The organism is Streptomyces sp. NPDC001157 (assembly GCF_053598255.1).
Genome location: NZ_JBSFJW010000001.1, coordinates 712606 through 730037 on the forward strand (window position 1 = coordinate 712606; position 17432 = coordinate 730037).

Consider the following 17432-nt stretch of genomic DNA (forward strand, 5'->3'; position numbering starts at 1 on the left):
GTGGCCGCATTGGCGCTGGCCAAACCTTCAGGATTCACGCAACGCGTCGAGCCTGCGCCGCGCCGGTCCCAGGGCGCGGCCGCGGCTCATGATCCCGGCCCAGGGATCGGTGCGGGCCTGCTCGACGGCGTCGGCGATGGTCCAGCGGCGGGCGGTGAGGTCCGGGTCCTCCAGCTGCTCCCAGGTGATCGGGGTGGCCACGGGGGCGCCGGGGCGGGCGCGGACGGTGAGGGGCACGACCGCGGTCTGCGCGTAGGCGTTGCGGCCCACGTCGAGGTAGAGCCGGTCGCCGCGGTCCTTCTTGCGGGCGGCGGTGGTGAGCCGGTCGGGGTGGGCCCCGGCGAGGGTGTCGGCGACGTCGCGGGCGAACTCGCGGACCTCGTCGAAGTCCTGCCGGCCGCTCAGCGGCACGACGACGTGCAGTCCGCGCGAGCCGGTGGTCATCAGTCCCGAGGGGAGTTCGAGCTCGTCGAGGAGTTCCCCGAGCAGTACGGCCGCCTCGCGGACCGCCGCGAAGTCGTCACCGGCCGGGTCCAGGTCGAAGACCATCCGGTCGGGCCGGTCGAGCCGGCCGACCCGGGACAGCCAGCGGTGCAGGGTGAGGCTGGCCTGGTCGGCGAGGTAGAGGAGGGTGGCGGAGTCGTCGCACACGGTGTGGCAGACGGTGCCGCCCTCCTTGGGAACCTCGATGCGGGTGATCCACTCCGGGTAGTTCTCGGGAGTGTTCTTCTGCATGAAGCGCGGGCCGTCCAGTCCGTCCGGATGCCGTTCCAGCATCAGCGGGCGGCCGCGCAGATGCGGCAGCATGAGCGGGGCGGCGGCCCGGTGGTAGTCGACGAGGTCGCCCTTGGTGTACTCCTTCGCGTCTCCCTCGCCCGGGAAGAGCACCTTGTCGGCCCGGTGGACCTGCACCGTGCGGCGCCCGGCGCGCACGGTGCGTACGTCCTCGCTCACCGCACGACCGCCTCCTCCACCAGCAGTTTCCCGGCCGCCGCGATCGACTCGGCGTCGATGCCCGCCGCGTGCAGCTGCTGGTCCGGGGCGGCCGAGCCCGGCATCGTACGGACGGCCAGGCGCACCAGCCGCGGTACCGGCCGGCCGTCGAGGAACGCGTCCAGGACGGCGTCGCCGAGGCCGCCCTCCTCGTGGTGGTCCTCCACGGTGACCAGGCATCCGGTGTCCTCGGCGGCGCGGCGCAGGGTGCGCCGGTCGACGGGCTTGACCGAGTAGAGGTCGATGACGCGGGCCTGGATGCCGTCCCGGTCCAGCGCGTCGGCGGCGGCCAGCGCCTCGGCCACGGTGACGCCCGCCGCGACGAGGGTCAGCCGGTCGTGCGGGGAGGAGCGCAGCACCTTGCTGCCGCCGATGGGGAACTCCTCGTCGGGGCCGTAGATCACCTCGCTCGCCCCGCGCGAGGTGCGCAGATAGCGGATGCCCTCGCAGCCCGCCATCGCGGCGACGAGCTGTGCGGTCTGGTTGGCGTCGCACGGGTACAGCACGGTCGAGCCGTGCACCGCCCGCATCATCGCCAGGTCCTCCAGGCCCATCTGGGACGGACCGTCCTGGCCGATGGCGACGCCGGCGTGCGAGCCGACGAGGTTGATGCCGGCGCCGCTGACGGACGCCATGCGTATGAAGTCGTAGGCGCGGGTCAGGAAGGCCGCGAAGGTGCCGGCGTACGGCACCCAGCCGCGGGAGGCGAGGCCCACCGCCGTGGCGACCATCTGCTGTTCCGCGATGTAGCACTCGAAGTACCGGTCGGGGTGTTCCTTTGCGAAGAGCTCGGTCCGGGTGGAGTCGCCGACCTCGCCGTCGAGGGCCACGATGTCGCTGCGCCCGGTGCCGAGGGCGGTGAGCGCCTGCCCGTAGGCGTCGCGGGTGGCGACCCCCTCCTCGGGGGTCCCCTTCTCCCACCGGGGCAGTTCGAGGTGCCCGGTGCGCACGGCGTGCAGCATGCGGGTGGCGGTCGGCTCGTGGACGTGCACCCGCAGGTCGCGGGGGCCGCCGAGTTCGGCGATCGCCTCGTCGGCGTCCTTGAGGGGCTTGCCGTGCAGTCCCTCGCGGTCCTGGGCGGAGCTGACGCCCTTGCCCTTGAGGGTGCGGGCGAGGATCACGGTCGGCTGCCCGGTGGTCGAGAGCGCCTCGCCGTACGCGCGGTCGACGGCATCCACGTCGTGCCCGTCCACCTCGATGGTGTGCCAGCCGAACGCCTGGAAGCGGCGGGCGTAGGCGTCGAGATCGTGCCCGTGCCGGGTCGGGCCCCGCTGTCCCAGCCGGTTCACGTCGACGATCGCGGTGAGGTTGTCCAGATGCTCGTACGCCGCGTGCTCGGCGGCCTCCCAGATCGGCCCCTCGGCCAGCTCGCTGTCCCCGCACAGCACCCACACCCGGTATCCGCCCCGGTCCAGCCGCTTGCCGGCCAGCGCGATGCCGACGCCGACGGGCAGCCCCTGGCCGAGCGACCCGGTGGCTGTCTCGACCCACGGCAGCCTCCGCGGCGTCGGATGCCCCTCCAGGCGGCTGCCCAGCTTGCGGAAGGTGAGCAGCTCGCCGTCCTCGATGGCGCCGGCCGCCTTGTAGGCGGCGTAGAGGAGGGGCGAGGCGTGTCCCTTGGAGAGCACGAAACGGTCGTTGCCGGGGTGGGCGGGCCGGTCGAAGTCGTAGCGGAAGTGGTGTGCGAACAGGACGGCCATCAGTTCCGCGGCGGACATCGAGGACGTCGGGTGCCCCGACCCGGCGGCGTCGGCTGCGCGCACACTGTCCACCCGCAACTGCTGGGCGAGTTCGACGAGTTCGTCGGTATTCATGAGTCTCCTTCTGCGGGGGTGTCGGTACGTCGCTTCAGGGAGCCCGGAGGTTCACCCGATCCACCGCCGCTCTGCTCCACGGCACCCTCGGAGTCCACCTGCCCCTCGACAGGCTCACCACCGGGCTGATTCCACGCAGGCTCCCCGCCCGGCTGGTTCTTGGCAGGCTCCCCGCCCGATCGGTTCCCCGCGGGCGCCCCACCAGGCTGTTCCTCGGCGTATTGGGGTGCGGGCCGGCCCTTGGCGGGTTCACCGCTGGGCCGACCCTTCGCAGGCTCACTGGCCGGCCGATTGCTCGCGGGCTCACCACCCGCCCGGTTCCTCGCGGGCGCTCCACCAGGCTGGTCCTCCGCAGCCTCGAAGACGGACTCCCTCTCGACGTGCACGCCACCGGGCCGCCCCTCCGAGGTCCCGATGCTGGACCGGTCCTCGGCGACTCCGGAGGCCACCCGCCCCTTCGGCGGCTCACTGCCGGGCCGACCCTTGGCCGCCTCACCGCCCGGCCGGTTCCTCGCAGGCCCGGTGGTCTGCTCCGGGGGCGGCGCGCCTTGGCTGGTCGTGTCGGTCGCCGTGGCCGCTCCCGGGCCCGAGGTGGTCGAGGCCGCTTCCCGGGGTTCCGGGCGGCCCGGTACTCGGGCCAGTTCCGGGGAGGAGGTGTCCAGGGGGACCGACCAGGAGCGGACGAGGCCCAACTGGACTGCCTGGCGTGGGAGTACGGCGTCCAGGAGCCAGTCCGCGGCCACCCGGACGCGGTTGCCGGGCATCGCGGCGAGGTGGTAGCCGCGGGTGACGGCGCCCGCCAGCGGGCCGGGCAGGTGGATGCCCAGCGGGTTGGCGGCGGCCTTCGTGCCGCCCAGGTCGACGACGAAGCCCAGGTCGCGGTGTCGGTAGGCATGCCGTTCACCGACGCCGAGCGACGCGGCGACGTTCTGTGCCGCGACCTTGCCGTGCCGCCAGGCGTGCTGCGCGGTCATCGGCGTGTACGCCCCGGGGTTGTTCAGGTCCGGCACCGCGGCAGCGTCGCCGCACGCGAACACCTCCGGCCGGCCCGGCACTTGGAGATGCGGGTCGACGAGGAGCCGGCCTCGTTCCAGCGGCTGCCCGGTGGACTCGACGAGCGGATCGGGCCGCACGCCGACGCACCACACCAGCGTGCGGGTGTCGACGAACTCGCCGTCGGTCAGCAGGACCCCGCCCGGCGTGGCCTCCTTCACGGAGGTTCCCATGCGGACGTCGACCCTTCGCTGCCGCAGTACCCGGTCAGCGGTCCGCGAGAGCCGTTCGTCCATCTCGGGCATCACGCGCGGCGCGATGTCGAGCAGCATCCAGCGAGGGCGAATTCCTTGCCGGAGCGGGTGCTTGCGGACTTGCGCCTCGGTGTACATCTGCCCGTGCGCGGCGACCTCGGTCCCGGTGTATCCGGCGCCGACCACCACGAAGGTGCACCGGGCGGCGCAGCTCTTCGGGTCCTCGGCGGAGGCGGCGAGTTCCACCTGCCGGGTGACGTGATCGCGCAGGTACAGCGCCTCGGGCAGCCCCCGGAAGCCGTGCGCGTGCTCGGCCACGCCCGGGATGGGGAGCAGCTTGTTGACGCTGCCGACGGCGAGTACCAGTCGGTCGTACTCCAGCGTGCCACCCCCGCCTTCCGGGTCGGTGTAGTGCACGCTCCGCCCGTCGAGGTCGACGGAGTCGGCCTCGCCGAGCACCAGCCGGACGTGCGGCAGGGTGCCGGAGAGGGACACGGACACCCGGCGGGGTTCCAGGATCCCGGCGGCGACCTGGGGCAGCAGGGGCAGGTACAGGAAGTAGTCGGTCGGGTTCAGCAGGGTGACGTCGGCCTTGTGCCGCATCAGCCGGGACAGGGTGCGGGCCGTCCGGTACCCGGCGAATCCGGCACCGACGATCACGATGCGGGGTCGACTCACGGTTCGCCTCCGGCGCTGTCGCGTACGTCGTGCGGAGCCTTCCGCGTCCCCCTGGTCAAGGCCCCCAAACGTCCGCCGGTTTCCGCCGCGGGCGCCGGGTACCCGGTGCGGGCCCGGCCCCCACGCCCAGCACCTCCGGAGGTGTCCCCCATGCCCGAGTACGGCTACTTCCTCTCCTGCGAGGAGTTCGGTCCCGCGGAACTCGTCGAACAGGCGAGGATGGCGGAACAGGCGGGATTCCAGTCGCTGTGGATCTCGGACCACTACCACCCGTGGAACGACGCGCAGGGCCAGAGCCCGTTCGTGTGGTCGGTGATCGGCGCGCTCTCGGAGGCCGTGTCGCTGCCGGTGGAGACGGCGGTCACCTGCCCGACCGTGCGCATCCACCCGGCGGTGGTCGCACAGGCGGCGGCGACCTCGGCGGTGATGCTGAACGGCCGCTTCCGGCTCGGGGTGGGCACCGGTGAGGCCCTGAACGAGCACATCCTCGGGCACGTCTGGCCGCCCGCGAACGTCCGCATGGAGATGCTGGAGGAGGCGATCCAGATCATGCGCCGCCTGTTCACCGGCGAGGAGGTCAGCCACCACGGCACCCACTACCAGGTGGAGAACGCCCGCCTGTACACGGTCCCCGACGAGCCCGTCCCGATCGACATCTCCGGCTTCGGCCCGGCGGCGACGCAGCTCGCGGGACGGGTCGGCGACGGCTACATCACGATGATGCCGGACGCCTCGATGGTCGAGCAGTTCCGCAAGGGCGGTGGCGGCGGCAAGCCGGTGATCGGCGGCACCAAGCTCTGCTACGGCGCCGACCGCGACGAGGCCGTACGCACGGTGCACCAGCGGTGGTTCAACCAGTTCCTGCCGGGCGAGATGGGCCAGATCCTGCCCTCGCCGAGCCATTTCGAGCAGCTGGCGCCGCTGGTCACCGAGGAGATGGTGCGCGAGAAGGCGGTGTGCGGGGACGACGTCGACGAACATGTCTCGGCCCTGCGGGCCTTCGCCGACGCCGGCTTCGACCGGGTCTACGTCAACCAGATCGGCCCCGACCAGCGCGGCTTCTTCGACTTCTACCGTACGAAGGTGCTGCCGCAGCTGCAGCAGGCGTGAGGGAACCGCGATGAAACTCCACCGCCCCGTCGTCTCCGTGTACACGGTGCCGACCGACGCTCCCGAGGCCGACGGCACGCTGGCCTGGGACTCCACGACCGTGGTGATCACCGAGGTGACGACGGGCGACGAGACCGGCACGGGCTGGACCTACGGCCCGCCCGCGGTCGGCGACTTCCTGCGTGACCACCTCGCCCCGCTGGTCGAGGGCCGCTCCGCCCTCGACATCCCCTCCGTGCACGACGCGATGTGCCGCTCCGTCCGCAACGCGGGCCGCCCCGGGATCGCCGCGGGCGCGATCTCCGCGGTGGACATCGCCCTGTGGGACCTCAAGGCACGCCTCCTCGAACTCCCGCTGGCCCGCCTGCTCGGCGTGTGCCGCGAGCGGGTCCCGGTCTACGGCAGCGGCGGCTTCACGACGTACCACGACACGCATCTGGCCGCGCAGCTCAACGGCTGGGTGCACGGGCAGCACATCCCGCGCGTGAAGATCAAGATCGGGGAGAGCTGGGGCCGGGCGGTCCCGCGGGACCTGGCCCGCGTCCACGCGGCACGCCAAGTGATCGGCTCCGAGGCCGAGTTGTACGTCGACGCGAACGGCGCCTACACCCGCAAGCAGGCCGTCCGGGTCGGCCGCGCCCTGGCCGAGCACGGGGTCGGCTGGTTCGAGGAGCCGGTCTCCTCGGACGACCTGACGGGTCTGCGCCTGGTCCGTGACGCCCTGGTGTGCGATGTGACGGCCGGCGAGTACGGCTACGACCTCCCCTACTTCGCCCGCATGATCGCGGCCGGCTCGGTCGACTGCCTGCAGATCGACGCGACGCGCTGCGGCGGCATCACGGAGTTCCTGCGCGCCGCCGCGCTCGCCCAGGCCCACGGCCTGGAGGTCTCCACCCACTGCGCCCCGCACGCCCACGCCGCGGCGGCCGCCTCGCTCCCCAACCTCCGCCACATGGAGTGGTTCCACGACCACGTACGCATCGAGGACATGTTCTTCGACGGTGCGCTGGATCCGACGGGGGGCACGGTGCGCCCGCTGGCCGGGCCGGGCCTCGGGCTGACCCTGCGGACCGACGACGTGGAGGAGTACCGGGTCGGCTAACGGCGAGCGAGGCGGGTCAGTTTCCGTGCGGCCACGACGCCGGCCCCGACAGTGAGCGCCGTACCCACCCGGCCACGGTTGCGGGAGATCCACTCCTGCGCACTGTCCGCCCGGGACTCCTCGTCGAACCGTCCGTGCGCCCCGAAGTCCCGTCCGTGCGCCCCGTCCGCCGGGGTCCACAGGTTGCCGATCTCGCCGTGCTCGCCCTCGTCCTGCTGGGCGTCGAAGCCGCTGCGGGCCAGATAGCGGTCGAGCACTCCGGGGGCCACCGCGTTGGCGAGGAGGGTGGCCACCGTGGAGCTTCCGACCCAGTACTCGCGCCGTCGGCCGTGCGAGGCGGCGTGCACGATCGCGCGGGCCGCGACCTCCGGCTGGAACACCGGCGCCACCGGCCGGGCCCGCCCCGGCATCCGGCTCAACACCCAGTCGAACTGAGGGGTGTTGACGGCCGGCAGCTGCACCATCGTCGTACGGACCCCGCTGCCGCTGTGCAGCAGCTCGCACCGCAGCGACTCGTTGAACCCCTGGATCGCGTGCTTGGCCCCGCAGTACGCCGACTGCAGCGGAATCCCGCGGTAGGCGAGCGCCGAGCCGACCTGCACGATCGTGCCCCGGTCGCGCGGCAGCATGTGCCGCAGCGCGGCCCGGGTGCCGAACACACAGCCCAGATACGTCACTTCGGTCACCCGGCGGAACTCGTCCGGGGTGATCTCGGTGAAGGGCGCGAACACCCCGGCGAAGGCGTTGTTGACCCACACGTCGATGTGCCCGAACGTGTCGGCGACCTGCTGGGCCGCGTCGTCGACCGCCTTGGCGTCGGCCATGTCGACGGTGACCACGAGAGCCTCGCCCCCGGCGCGCTGCACCTCGTCGGCCGCCGCCGCGAGGCCCTCGCGCCCGCGGGCCAGCAGGGCGACCCGGTCGCCCCGGGCGGCGAAGGCCAGGGCCGCGGCCCGGCCCACGCCGCCGCTGGCCCCGGTGACGACGACGGCTTTACGGCCCCCCGGCACGGGTACGCCCCAACGCTTGCGGACCATGTGTCACGCCCGGTGGTGCGGCTGCTCGGGGTCGATGTCGTCCTGGCGCGGCGCGGGCGTGCCCTCGCCGCTCGGTTCGCCCGCGACGGGCGCACCGGCGGCCCCGCCCATACCGCCCGGCGCGACCGGCGGCATCGGCGGATACGGCGCCCCGAACCCGCTCGGCGGCGGGGCGGGCGCCCGGCCGCCCACGACGGTGTCGCCCTGGCTCGCCGCGGCCGACTGCTCCTCCCGCCCCGTGGTGGGCCGGGACGCGGAGGGACGGGCCATGCCCCGCAGGACGTAGGCGACGACACCGAGGATCACCGCGGTGATCAGCGCGGCGGCCCAGTCGGGCAGGCCGATGGCGAGGGCCAGTCCGAGGGTGAGCGCGAGGGCCGCGCCCGCGTACAGGGCGACGGCTCCGGACACGGCGTAGAGCATGGCCCTACGCCGCTGCTTGCGAGTCTGTTCGCGCAGTTCGTCGCGCACGGTCTCGCGCGCCACCTGCGCCAGCTCGTCGACCAGGTGCCTGTCCAAATGCTCCAGATGATCCAAGCCTTCCATGGCCGCCGAGTACCCGTACGGGCGTACGGATAACGCGGTCCGTCACGACCGGAAAGCGGTGCGTCAGCCCACGGCCCCCGGGTACCCGGCCCGCTCGCACGACAGAACGACCGCACGACCAAAACCCTCACAGACCCCTTCTACAGGAGTTGCAGGATGACCGAGCGCACCGATGTGGTGGAGCTGCTCAAGGGGCAGCACATCCGGATCCGAGAACTGTTCGACGAGGTGGCGAACACCAAGGGGGAGGACCGCAAGCGGCACTTCCACGACCTCGTCCGGCTCCTCGCGGTGCACGAGACCGCCGAGGAGGAGGTCGTCCATCCCTTCGCCCGCAAGCACATCGACGGCGGCGAGCTGGTCGTCAAGGACCGGATCGAGGAGGAGGAGAAGGCCAAGTCGGCCCTGTCCCGGCTGGACGACATGGACCCGGACTCGCCCGAGTTCCTGGACCAGTTCGCGGCCCTGCGCCAGGACGTGCTCGCCCACGCCGACAACGAGGAGCGGTACGAGTTCGCCCACTTCAACCGGGTCGCCGACCGCGACAGGCTGGAGACGCTGGCCCGCGCGGTGCAGGCGGCCGAGGCGCTGGCGCCCACGCGTCCGCACCCGGGCACCGACACCGCCCTGAAGAACGTGGCGGTGGGCCCGGTCGCGGCCGTCATCGACCGCACGCGTGACGTCGTACGCAAGGCGATGGGCTGATCCACGCCCAGGGGCGGCCGGGCCGAGGACGATCACCGAAACGATCGGAAGTGATCTCCTCGCCCGGCCGCCCCAACTAGGCTCTGCGCATGGACATTCTGGGAGCCACGCTGCGCATCTGCGTCGACGACCTGGAGACCGCGGTCCCCTTCTACGAACGGCTGGCGGGCGGCAGAGCCCAACGCTTCGAACGCGGCGGCGTCCAGGTGGCCGCGGTCGGTTGCTTCCTCCTGATGAGCGGGCCCGCGGCCGAGCTGGACGTACTGCGCAAGATCTCCGCGACGATCGCCGTCAAGGACGTCGAGGAGACCCACCGGGTACTCACCGAACTCGGCGCCCACATCGTCGCGGGCCCGGTGCCGACGCCGGGGGGCCGCAACCTGATCGCGATGCATCCGGACGGCATGGTGTACGAGTACGTGGACCGTAACGTGTAGGTTCTTACGCCTCCGGCGGCCGCATGCGGAAGTCGTAGTGGGCCGGGAGTGGTTCGTCGGTCAGTCTTGACCACAGGCGGCCGATCGCCTCCGCTCCCTCCCGCAGGTCGGCGGCCTCGAAGCCCGCCCGGAAGATGTCCAGAGCCTCCTCCCGTCGCCCCTCCGCGAGCAGCAGCCCCGCCTCGATCAGCCGGAACCGGCCGCGCTGCCGGGTGGCGGGGTGCAGCCGCCCCCAGACCCCGCGTGCCTGAGCCGTGCGGCGTACGGCGAGCAGGGCCTCGATCGCCTCGCGGCCCAGCGCTGCCGTGGCCGCCGTCCACCGTTCGCCGCCGTCGCGCCGCTCGTGGCACAGGTCGTCGAAGGCGTCGGCGTACCGGTCCGCCGCCCGTTCGTGGTTGCCGCTCTCCTGGTCGGCGACGGCGAGGCAGCGCAGCAACGGCCAGAGCGACGGGGCGAGTTCGAGGGCCCGCTCCCAGCTGCGCACCGCCTGCGCCCGATCGCCCGCGTGCCACTGGGCGACACCGAGGTGGTACTCGGTGAGCGGGGTCGCGGGCGCGGTCTCCAGCATGTCCCGCCAGTGCGGGGCGACCAGCGTCTCGCCGGGCGGCCGCACCCGGCGCGGCTCGGGGAGGGAACCGGTCCGCAGCAGTTGCAGCCAGGGCTCCTGCGCCTCGCCGAGCGTGCCCTCGTCGAAGGGCGTGCCGGGCAGCTTCCAGTCGGCGCGCAGCACTTCGAGCGCGCCCCAGCCGGAGCCGACGGCGAGGGTCTCGCCGGGTTCGGTGTCGGCGTGGGGCTTCCAGGCGGCGTAGGCGGCTTCGACGTCGGCGCGCGGGAGGGCGGCTTCGAGACGCGCCTCCACTTCGTCGGCGGCCTCCGGGGAGCTGAGCGGGCCGTAGGCCTCCAGCCACGACACCTCGCTCTCCGGCTCCAGCCGTACGTGCTCCAGCTGGGTGCGGGCGAGCCCGGCCTGGATCTCGGAGTAGCCGCCCGTGCCGGGTTCGGTGAGCCATTGCTGCCAGCGGCGCCCTCCGGGTCCCTTCCCCCAGACGAAGAGCTTGCGTCCGCGCAGCAGGTCGGTGGAGGTCTGCACCAGACCGTGCCCGTCCTCGTCGAGGGCGGCGATCCAGCGCCGCCGCGCATCGGGGACGTCGTAGAAGTAGTCGGCGGCGTAGGGGAGTTGCTGGATCTCGGCACACGACGGTGCGGGCACTTTCCGCAGGCGCCGCTCGTAGCCGAACTGCCAGGCCTCCTCGGCGGGCGCCGGCACCCGGCGCTCCTCCGGGACGGCGATGTTGGACCACCAGTAGGCCGGCACGGGCCGCTCGTGCGGGTTGCGGATACGGACGCCGACGTACAGGAAGTCGGAGTCCTGCGGCAGCCAGAGGTCGACCTGGAAGGGCAGGTCACGCAGCCGCTCCCACTCCCACAGCCGGAGCATCTCGCCTCCGTCGGGGGCGCGGACGCGGGCGGCGTGCAGCGGGGAGCAGGAGAGGGTGGTGTGGCCGGTGGCGCCGATGTTCCATTCGATGCCGCCGGAGTACCAGGCGCCGTTGAGGGCGAAGTTGGCGGGCTGGAACACCGGGTTGCGGTACAGGAGTTCGCGGCCGGTCGGCTTGTGGAGGAGGGAGGCTACACGGCCGCCGAGAGAGGGCAGTACGGTGGCGCGCAGCCGGCCGTTCTCGATCACGAGGGCGTCGAAGTCACGGGGCTCGCGCGTCCGCCCGTACCCGTCCCGGACCCGCACCGGCAGCAGACTGCGCAGCACGTCCCGGTCCCGTTCCTCGATGCGATGAACCTCGTGCAGCAGCCGCAACGGGGGCAGCGGATTGTCCTGCCCCAACTCCGCGGCGGGCAACGTCAGTACCTCACGTCGGATGCTCGTCACGATCACCATGGAAGCCGCTCACCGCCTAACCGGCCAGGGGCCCTACCGGTCAGGATTCCGCAAAGGGATACTGCAGCGCCCCCCAAAGGGGCGCGGGGCTGTATCGATATGCGGCTACGCCGCGTGAGCGCGGTCAACCACGACGGCGCCGCAGTCAAACGACAACCCGGCGCGGCACCCCCGTCGCTGTCCTCACAGCGAAGCGCCCCGCATCTCGGCGGTGATCGCCCAGCGCTCATGATCCCGCCAGTCCCCGTCAATAAAGATCATCTTCGGCGAGAACCCCTCCAGCCGAAACCCACACGCGCGCGCCAGCGCAATGGACGCCGCGTTCTGCGGCTGCGCGTTGATCTCCAGGCGGTGCAGCCGCATCGGCCCGAACGCGTACCCCACCACCAGGTCCAGCCCCTCCCGCATCAGCCCGCGCCCGGCGGCGTGCGCGAAGGCGCCGTAGCCGAGCGCGCCGTTCTGGAAGCCGCCCTCGACGATGTTGTTGATGTTGATGTACCCGGCGATGGCGCCCTTGCCGTGGGCGCCGGCCTTCTCACAGACGAGGAACCCGGCCTTGGTCGGGTCCTCGATCAGCCGGCCCGCGTACGCGGTGTAGGCGCCCGCGGTGTCCGGCGGGAACAGCCAGGGGTGGTGCAGGTCCTTGCTCTCGCGGGCACGGGCGGTGAACTCGGCACCGTCCTCGTAGGTGAAGTGGCGTATACCCACGCGGGGGCCTTCGGCGAGGTAACCGGATGCGATGTGCGGCATCCCGCCACCCTATGGCGGGCTAACGCTTCCGCCTCATGAAATACGCCCCGAAGAACGCACCGATCGCCGCCGCGACGAGCAGTGCCGTCGACAGCGGCATCGTGACCTCGGGGATCAGGAGGCGGATCCTGGTGTGGTGGGTGTTCTGGAAGATGAAGATCAGGGCGAAGACGGCGAGCAGCAGGACGGTCACCCTGCCGGGTGTCACCGCTGGGCCCCTGTCGCCGCCGTGCCTGGCACCCCGCTCGGAGGTCTTCGGGCTCATACCACCAGGATGCGCCCGTAGACCCCCTTACGCACGGTGAGGACTGCCCGTGGGCCGCCTCACCCGCCGAGCACGGGCAGCTCCAGCACTCCGGTGTTCCCGGGCGCGCTGACCACGGTCACCGCCTTGATCCCGCGGTTGCCGAAGTACGCGTCGTCGCTCGCCGCGATCACGAACCGCAGCCGGTGCCCCTTCTCGTAGCGGTGCACGATGCCCGGCAGGCTCACGGTGAAGCTCTTGGTCACGTCCGGTACCCGGACCGGCGCGACCAGCCGGTGCACCAGCGTCTTGGTGCCGTCGGGCGCGACGTCGTACAGCTTGGCGAACAGGACGAGCCGGTTGGCCGCGTTGTCGGAGTCCTGGGCCTTCGCGGCCTGCGGGGAGTCGACCCTGAGCGTGGCCGTCGGCGCGCCGACCACATCGGTGGCGCGGGTGAACGGCTCGCTGGTCCAGCCGAGGTAGGTGCCCTCGGTGTCGAAAGGCGCCGGATCGGGCAGCCCGCCCAGCGCGGCCAGCGAGGTCTCCGAATGGCTCGTGGGAGTCAGCCGGTTGGCGTACGTACGGCTGCCGAGGGCCACCTTCTTGCTGTTGTCGACGAGTTTGCCGTCCCCGGAGAGGTAGAGCCTCCGGCTGAGGGCGGGGAGGTGGTCGGCCGTGGCGTAGGCGTGGCCGGGGTCGGTGATCCAGTCGCGATAGTAGGCGAAGGCCGGGCCGGTGTCGGTGTGCTGCCCCCGGAGGTAGTGGTCGAACCAGGACAGGATCCGCCGGCCGACATAACTGGTGTCCAAGTTGCCCTGGGTGAGGTTGAGTTCACCTGCCACCATGCCGCCGCTGTGCCCCCAGGACTGCCAGATCATCGCGGCGGGTGTGCCCTGGGCCTTGAGTGTCTTGTAGGTCGCCGTCGCCTCGTTGAGGTTGAAGAGGCTGTCGGCCTGCCCCTGGATCAGCAGGGTGGGCGCCTGGACCCGGTTCAGATACGACGCCGGGGAGACGCTGTGGGCGTAGGCGAGCATCGCGGCGGTGGGGCCCGCGCGGTAGCTTCCGGAGTTCAGCGTGCGGATGGTGGCGCAGGCCTGGGTGACGAAGTGCAGACAGGTGAGGGAGTTGATCCGGGACGGGTCGAGGTTCGGCTGGGTCAGCGCCTGGCCCTCGCCGAGGAGGTAGAACCCGTTGGTCCACTGCCATTTGAAGGCGCCGGGGACGGCGCCGCCGGCGCTGTTCGGGTCCAGCGCGTAGGCGAGGTTGTTCCAGGTGATCAGGGGGATCAGCGCGTCCACCCGGTGGTCGACGGCGGCCGTGGCCAGCTGGATGGCCCCGCCGTACGAGCCGCCGATCATGCCGACCCTCGGGTCGCCCGCGCCGTCGAGCGTGACGAAGTCGGCCCTGGTGCCGTCGTCGGCGGCGTGCTTGCCGCCCAGGAAGTCGATCAGCCGGGAGGCGGCGGTACCGTCGATGCCGGGGTCGTCGAGCGAGATCAGACAGCCGGACCGGCCGAAGCCGAGCCCGGAGTAGATCAGGGACACATAGCCGCGCGAAGCGAGGGCCTTGCCGACGGCGTCGGTCGTGCCGTCGGACTTGCTGCCGCCGAAGCCGTTCGTGGCGAGCACGGCCGGGGCGCGGTGGGCGCTGTCGACGCCCGCCGGGCGGTACAGATCGGCGTCGACCGCGCAGCGGCGGCCGCCGGCCTGGACGGTGAACTTCAGTGCCGTGACGCTGTATTGGCCCGCTGCTGCGGACATGGGAGGGGTGAGTGCCTGGGGTGCGGCGAGCGCCGCGCCCAGGGCGAGAGCGAGCGGAGCCCGGGATCTGAACACGCGTCGGGACACTGAGACCTCCACACTCAGGACAGCCCTGCTTACCGACCAGTAAGTAACCACCGCTTGTCATGGTGTGACACGTGTCATACGAGGTCAATCGCCCAGACGAGTGTTCTTGACGGATATTCAGTGAAGACGACCGCGCGTTCGGTTCAGCGAAGGGCGGGCCGATCGAGCGTCAAGGTGCCCGCGTCGGCGTCGAGTTCGGCCGTCACACCGAAGGGGATGGTCAACGCACCCTCGCAGTGCCCGAATCCGAACTCCTCGACGACGGGCACGCCCAGGCTTCCGAGCCGGTCCACGAGGACGGCGCGCACTTCGTCGTAGGGACCGCACTTCACCCACGACCCGAGCGCGATCCCGGTGACGCCGTCGATCCATCCACTGCGCAGCAGCTGGGTCAGCATCCGGTCGATGCGGTACGCCCGTTCGCCGACGTCCTCGATCAGCAGCAGCCCGCCGCGGGCACCGTCGTGCGCGTGCGGCGTCCCGAGGTCGGAGGCGAGCATGCTCAGACATCCGCCCAGCGTGACGCCCCGGGCCCGCCCCGGAACCAGAGCAGTGCCGTCGGAGGCGAGGGTGCGGACCCGTTCCGGAGCGAACAGGGTGGCTTTCAGGTGTTCCTGCGCCCGGGCGTGCTTGATGAAGTCGATCCCGGCGGCCGCCGGTCCATGCAGGGTGACCAGGCCCAGCCGGTTGGCGAAGGCCTGGTGCAGCACCGTGATGTCGCTGAAGCCCACGAACACCTTGGGCCCGGCGGCCCGCATCGCGTCCCAGTCGAGCAGATCGACCATCCGCTGCGCCCCGTACCCGCCCCGCGCACACAGCACCGCGTCCACCGAGGGGTCGCACCAGGCCGCCTGCAGATCGGCGGCCCGGTCGGCGTCCGTGCCCGCCAGGTAGTCGAACTCGCCGTGCCGGTCCAGCACATGGGGCGCCACCACCGGGTCGAGGTCCCACCCCCGGAGCACATCGAGCCCGGCCTGCAGCCGCTCCTCCGGCACCGGCCCGCTGGGCGCGACGACTGCCACGCGGGCGCCGGGGGCGAGTCGGGTCGGCCGCAGGAGTTCTCTCACTTGGTCAGCTCCAATGTGGGGACACCGCGCGGATTCAGCCCGAAGACCTGGGCGTAGAGGGAGAGTTCGGACTCCAGGACACGGATCATGGTCTCCGCCCGCCGGAAGCCGTGCCCCTCCCCCTCGAAGGCGATGTACGCGTGCGGCACCCGTCTGCCCTCCATCCGCGCCAGGAACCGTTCGCACTGGGCGGGCGGGCAGATCACGTCGTCCAGGCCCTGCAGCAGCAGGAAGGGCGCGGTGATGCGGTCGGCGTGCTCGGCGGGCGACCGCTCGGTATAACGGCCGGGCACCTCGGCGAGCGGTCCCACCAGGGTTTCCAGGTACTGCGACTCGAAGTCGTGGGTCCCCGCCGCGTTCCAACCGGCCAGGTCGAGGACGGGATAGAGGATCGTGCCGCAGGCGTAGACGTCGGTGGCCGCCAGGGAGGCGGCCGTGGTCCAGCCGCCCGCGCTGCCGCCGCGGATCGCGAGCCGCTCGCGGTCGGCGGTGCCCTCGTCGGCGAGGGCGAGCGCGACGGCCGCGCAGTCTTCTACGTCGACCACGCCCCACTGCTCGCGCAGCCGGCCCCGGTACTCGCGGCCGTACCCGGTCGAGCCGCCGTAGTTGACCTCGGCGACACCGATGCCCCGCGAGGTGAAATAGGCGATCTCCAAGTCCAGCACGAGCGGCGCGCGGCTGGTGGGGCCGCCGTGCGCCCAGACGACGTACGGCGGCAGCTCGTCGCCGGGCGAGACGCAGCGGGGGTTGTGGGGCGGGTAGATGTGCGCGTGGATGTCGCGTCCGGCGGGGCCGGTGAAGGTGCGGATCTGCGGTTCGGGGTAGTAGGCGGGGTCGACCGCGTCCTCGTGCTCGGCGCCGATCACGCGGGCCCGGCCGGCCCGGGTGTCGAGCTCCACCACCTCGTACGCGCTGCGCGGGCTGGCTGCGACGGTGACGACCCGCCCGCCGTGCACCGCGAGCGTGGACTCGAACTCGGTCCAGGGGCCGGCCGCGTCGACGACCTCGCCGGTCTCGGGGTCGAGTATGCCGAGCGTGGTGGCGCCGCGGCCGTGCACGACGGCGATCAGTCCGCTGTCCAGCGGGGCGAACCAACGCTGCCCGAGCTTCCACAGGGGCCCGCCGAACTCCTCCTCGCGCGGGCAGAGCGGGACGCCGTCGCGGTAGAGGTTCCACCAGCCGGTGCGGTCGCTCGCGTGCAGGAGGGAGCCGTCGGGCGCCCAGTCCGCCTGGGCGATCGACTCGTCCGGTCCCCCGGCGACCGTGCGCGCCTGCCGCAGCGTGCCGTCGTCGCCGACGTCGGCGACGACCAGCTCCGTGCCGTCCCACGGCATCCGCGGATGGTCCCAGGCCAGCCAGGCCGCGCGCCGTCCGTCAGGGGAGATACGGGGACCGGTGACGAAGCGGTACCGGTCGTCGGTGAGTTCGCGCACGGCATCCCGGTCCTGGGCCGCCGAGCCGTCCAGCGGCACCGCGGCCAGGACGCGCCGCACATCCGTGGGCCCGTCGCCGGTGAACTCCTCCAGCACACACCACACTTCGCCGCGCTCCAGCAGCAACTGCGGCTCCACCCAGCGCAGTCCGCCGCCCACGAGCGACACGGGCGTGAGGGGCCGCGGGTCGCTTCCGGGCTCGTACCGGTACAGCCGCTGGTCGGCGAAGTTCACGAACACCACGAGCGGCCGTCCGGCCACGACCGTCCCGGCCCAGGGCTGTCCGCCGTACTCGATGACGCGGCTGCGGACGTTCCACGGTGCGGGCAGCAGTGGCTCCTCCCGGCCGTCGGCGCGGCGCCGCACCAGGGTGCGGCGGCCGCCCTCGGTGGGGCGTGGCTCGGTCCACCACGCCTCGTCGCCCACGAAGCCCACGTACTCGGGGTGCCCGTCGTGCTCGGCGGCGAGCGCCGCGTCGATGGGCGAGGGCCAGGAACCGTAAGGCAGTCTCTGCACGTTCTCCCCCAA

15 protein-coding genes are annotated in these 17432 nt (G+C 72.3%); 4 read left to right on the top strand and 11 right to left on the bottom strand.

Annotated features, from left to right (window positions below; genetic code table 11):
* Positions 1–27 precede the first annotated feature (27 nt).
* From ligD to ACWDAG_RS03185, 3 genes are read right to left on the bottom strand one after another with little or no spacing between them, the layout of a single operon-like run.
* Entirely contained in the window at positions 28–954 is a 927-nt protein-coding gene (gene ligD, locus ACWDAG_RS03175; protein WP_450693827.1) for a non-homologous end-joining DNA ligase, read from the bottom strand.
* Positions 951–2807 (bottom strand): transketolase, encoded by a 1857-nt coding sequence (locus ACWDAG_RS03180; RefSeq protein ID WP_450693828.1) that lies wholly within the window; start codon positions 2805–2807, stop codon positions 951–953. Before ACWDAG_RS03180 ends, ligD begins: the two co-directional genes overlap by 4 nt.
* A complete protein-coding gene (locus tag ACWDAG_RS03185) occupies positions 2804–4732 on the bottom strand; it encodes an FAD-dependent oxidoreductase (RefSeq protein ID WP_450693829.1) in 1929 nt (642 codons plus the stop codon). The genes ACWDAG_RS03180 and ACWDAG_RS03185 overlap by 4 nt, the downstream gene beginning before the upstream one ends.
* A gap of 150 nt (positions 4733–4882) precedes the next feature.
* On the opposite strand from ACWDAG_RS03185, the gene ACWDAG_RS03190 reads away from it, so the two are divergent.
* Both ACWDAG_RS03190 and ACWDAG_RS03195 read left to right on the top strand, forming a co-directional pair.
* Entirely contained in the window at positions 4883–5842 is a 960-nt protein-coding gene (locus ACWDAG_RS03190; RefSeq protein ID WP_450693830.1) for an LLM class F420-dependent oxidoreductase, read from the top strand.
* A gap of 10 nt (positions 5843–5852) precedes the next feature.
* A complete protein-coding gene (locus ACWDAG_RS03195; RefSeq protein WP_450693831.1) occupies positions 5853–6944 on the top strand; it encodes an enolase C-terminal domain-like protein in 1092 nt (363 codons plus the stop codon).
* Here the strand turns inward: ACWDAG_RS03195 and ACWDAG_RS03200 are convergent.
* Together ACWDAG_RS03200 and ACWDAG_RS03205 are read right to left on the bottom strand one after the other, a co-directional pair.
* A complete protein-coding gene (locus ACWDAG_RS03200) occupies positions 6941–7981 on the bottom strand; it encodes an SDR family oxidoreductase (protein WP_450693832.1) in 1041 nt (346 codons plus the stop codon). The two genes, ACWDAG_RS03195 and ACWDAG_RS03200, sit on opposite strands and share 4 nt — an antisense overlap.
* Before the next feature lie 3 nt (positions 7982–7984).
* Positions 7985–8527: a phage holin family protein gene (locus tag ACWDAG_RS03205; protein ID WP_450693833.1), complete on the bottom strand. Its 543-nt coding sequence runs from the start codon at positions 8525–8527 to the stop codon at positions 7985–7987.
* Between the two features lie 156 nt (positions 8528–8683).
* Between ACWDAG_RS03205 and ACWDAG_RS03210 the strand changes: the two genes are divergently transcribed.
* The gene (locus ACWDAG_RS03210) at positions 8684–9232 is read left to right on the top strand and encodes a hemerythrin domain-containing protein (RefSeq protein WP_450693834.1); all 549 of its coding nucleotides are present in this window, start codon (positions 8684–8686) and stop codon (positions 9230–9232) included.
* 89 nt (positions 9233–9321) lie between these two features.
* Complete coding sequence (locus tag ACWDAG_RS03215) at positions 9322–9669, top strand: VOC family protein (RefSeq protein WP_099932448.1); 348 nt, start codon at positions 9322–9324, stop codon at positions 9667–9669.
* 4 nt (positions 9670–9673) lie between these two features.
* Here the strand turns inward: ACWDAG_RS03215 and ACWDAG_RS03220 are convergent, their stop codons facing one another.
* The 6 genes from ACWDAG_RS03220 to ACWDAG_RS03245 form a co-directional block, all read right to left on the bottom strand.
* Positions 9674–11563: a DUF5107 domain-containing protein gene (locus ACWDAG_RS03220; protein ID WP_450693835.1), complete on the bottom strand. Its 1890-nt coding sequence runs from the start codon at positions 11561–11563 to the stop codon at positions 9674–9676.
* A 183-nt stretch (positions 11564–11746) separates the two neighbouring features.
* Positions 11747–12313: a GNAT family N-acetyltransferase gene (locus ACWDAG_RS03225; protein WP_450693836.1), complete on the bottom strand. Its 567-nt coding sequence runs from the start codon at positions 12311–12313 to the stop codon at positions 11747–11749.
* A gap of 19 nt (positions 12314–12332) precedes the next feature.
* Positions 12333–12578: a DUF1049 domain-containing protein gene (locus ACWDAG_RS03230; RefSeq protein WP_450693837.1), complete on the bottom strand. Its 246-nt coding sequence runs from the start codon at positions 12576–12578 to the stop codon at positions 12333–12335.
* 59 nt (positions 12579–12637) lie between these two features.
* Positions 12638–14404, bottom strand: coding sequence for a CocE/NonD family hydrolase (locus ACWDAG_RS03235; protein WP_450693838.1), 1767 nt, complete (start codon positions 14402–14404; stop codon positions 12638–12640).
* Positions 14405–14547: 143 nt separating this feature from the next.
* Positions 14548–15471, bottom strand: a complete 924-nt coding sequence (locus ACWDAG_RS03240; RefSeq protein WP_450693839.1) for a S66 peptidase family protein — start codon at positions 15469–15471, stop codon at positions 14548–14550.
* Positions 15468–17420, bottom strand: a complete 1953-nt coding sequence (locus ACWDAG_RS03245; protein WP_450693840.1) for a dipeptidyl-peptidase 5 — start codon at positions 17418–17420, stop codon at positions 15468–15470. The genes ACWDAG_RS03240 and ACWDAG_RS03245 overlap by 4 nt, the downstream gene beginning before the upstream one ends.
* Positions 17421–17432: the final 12 nt, after the last annotated feature.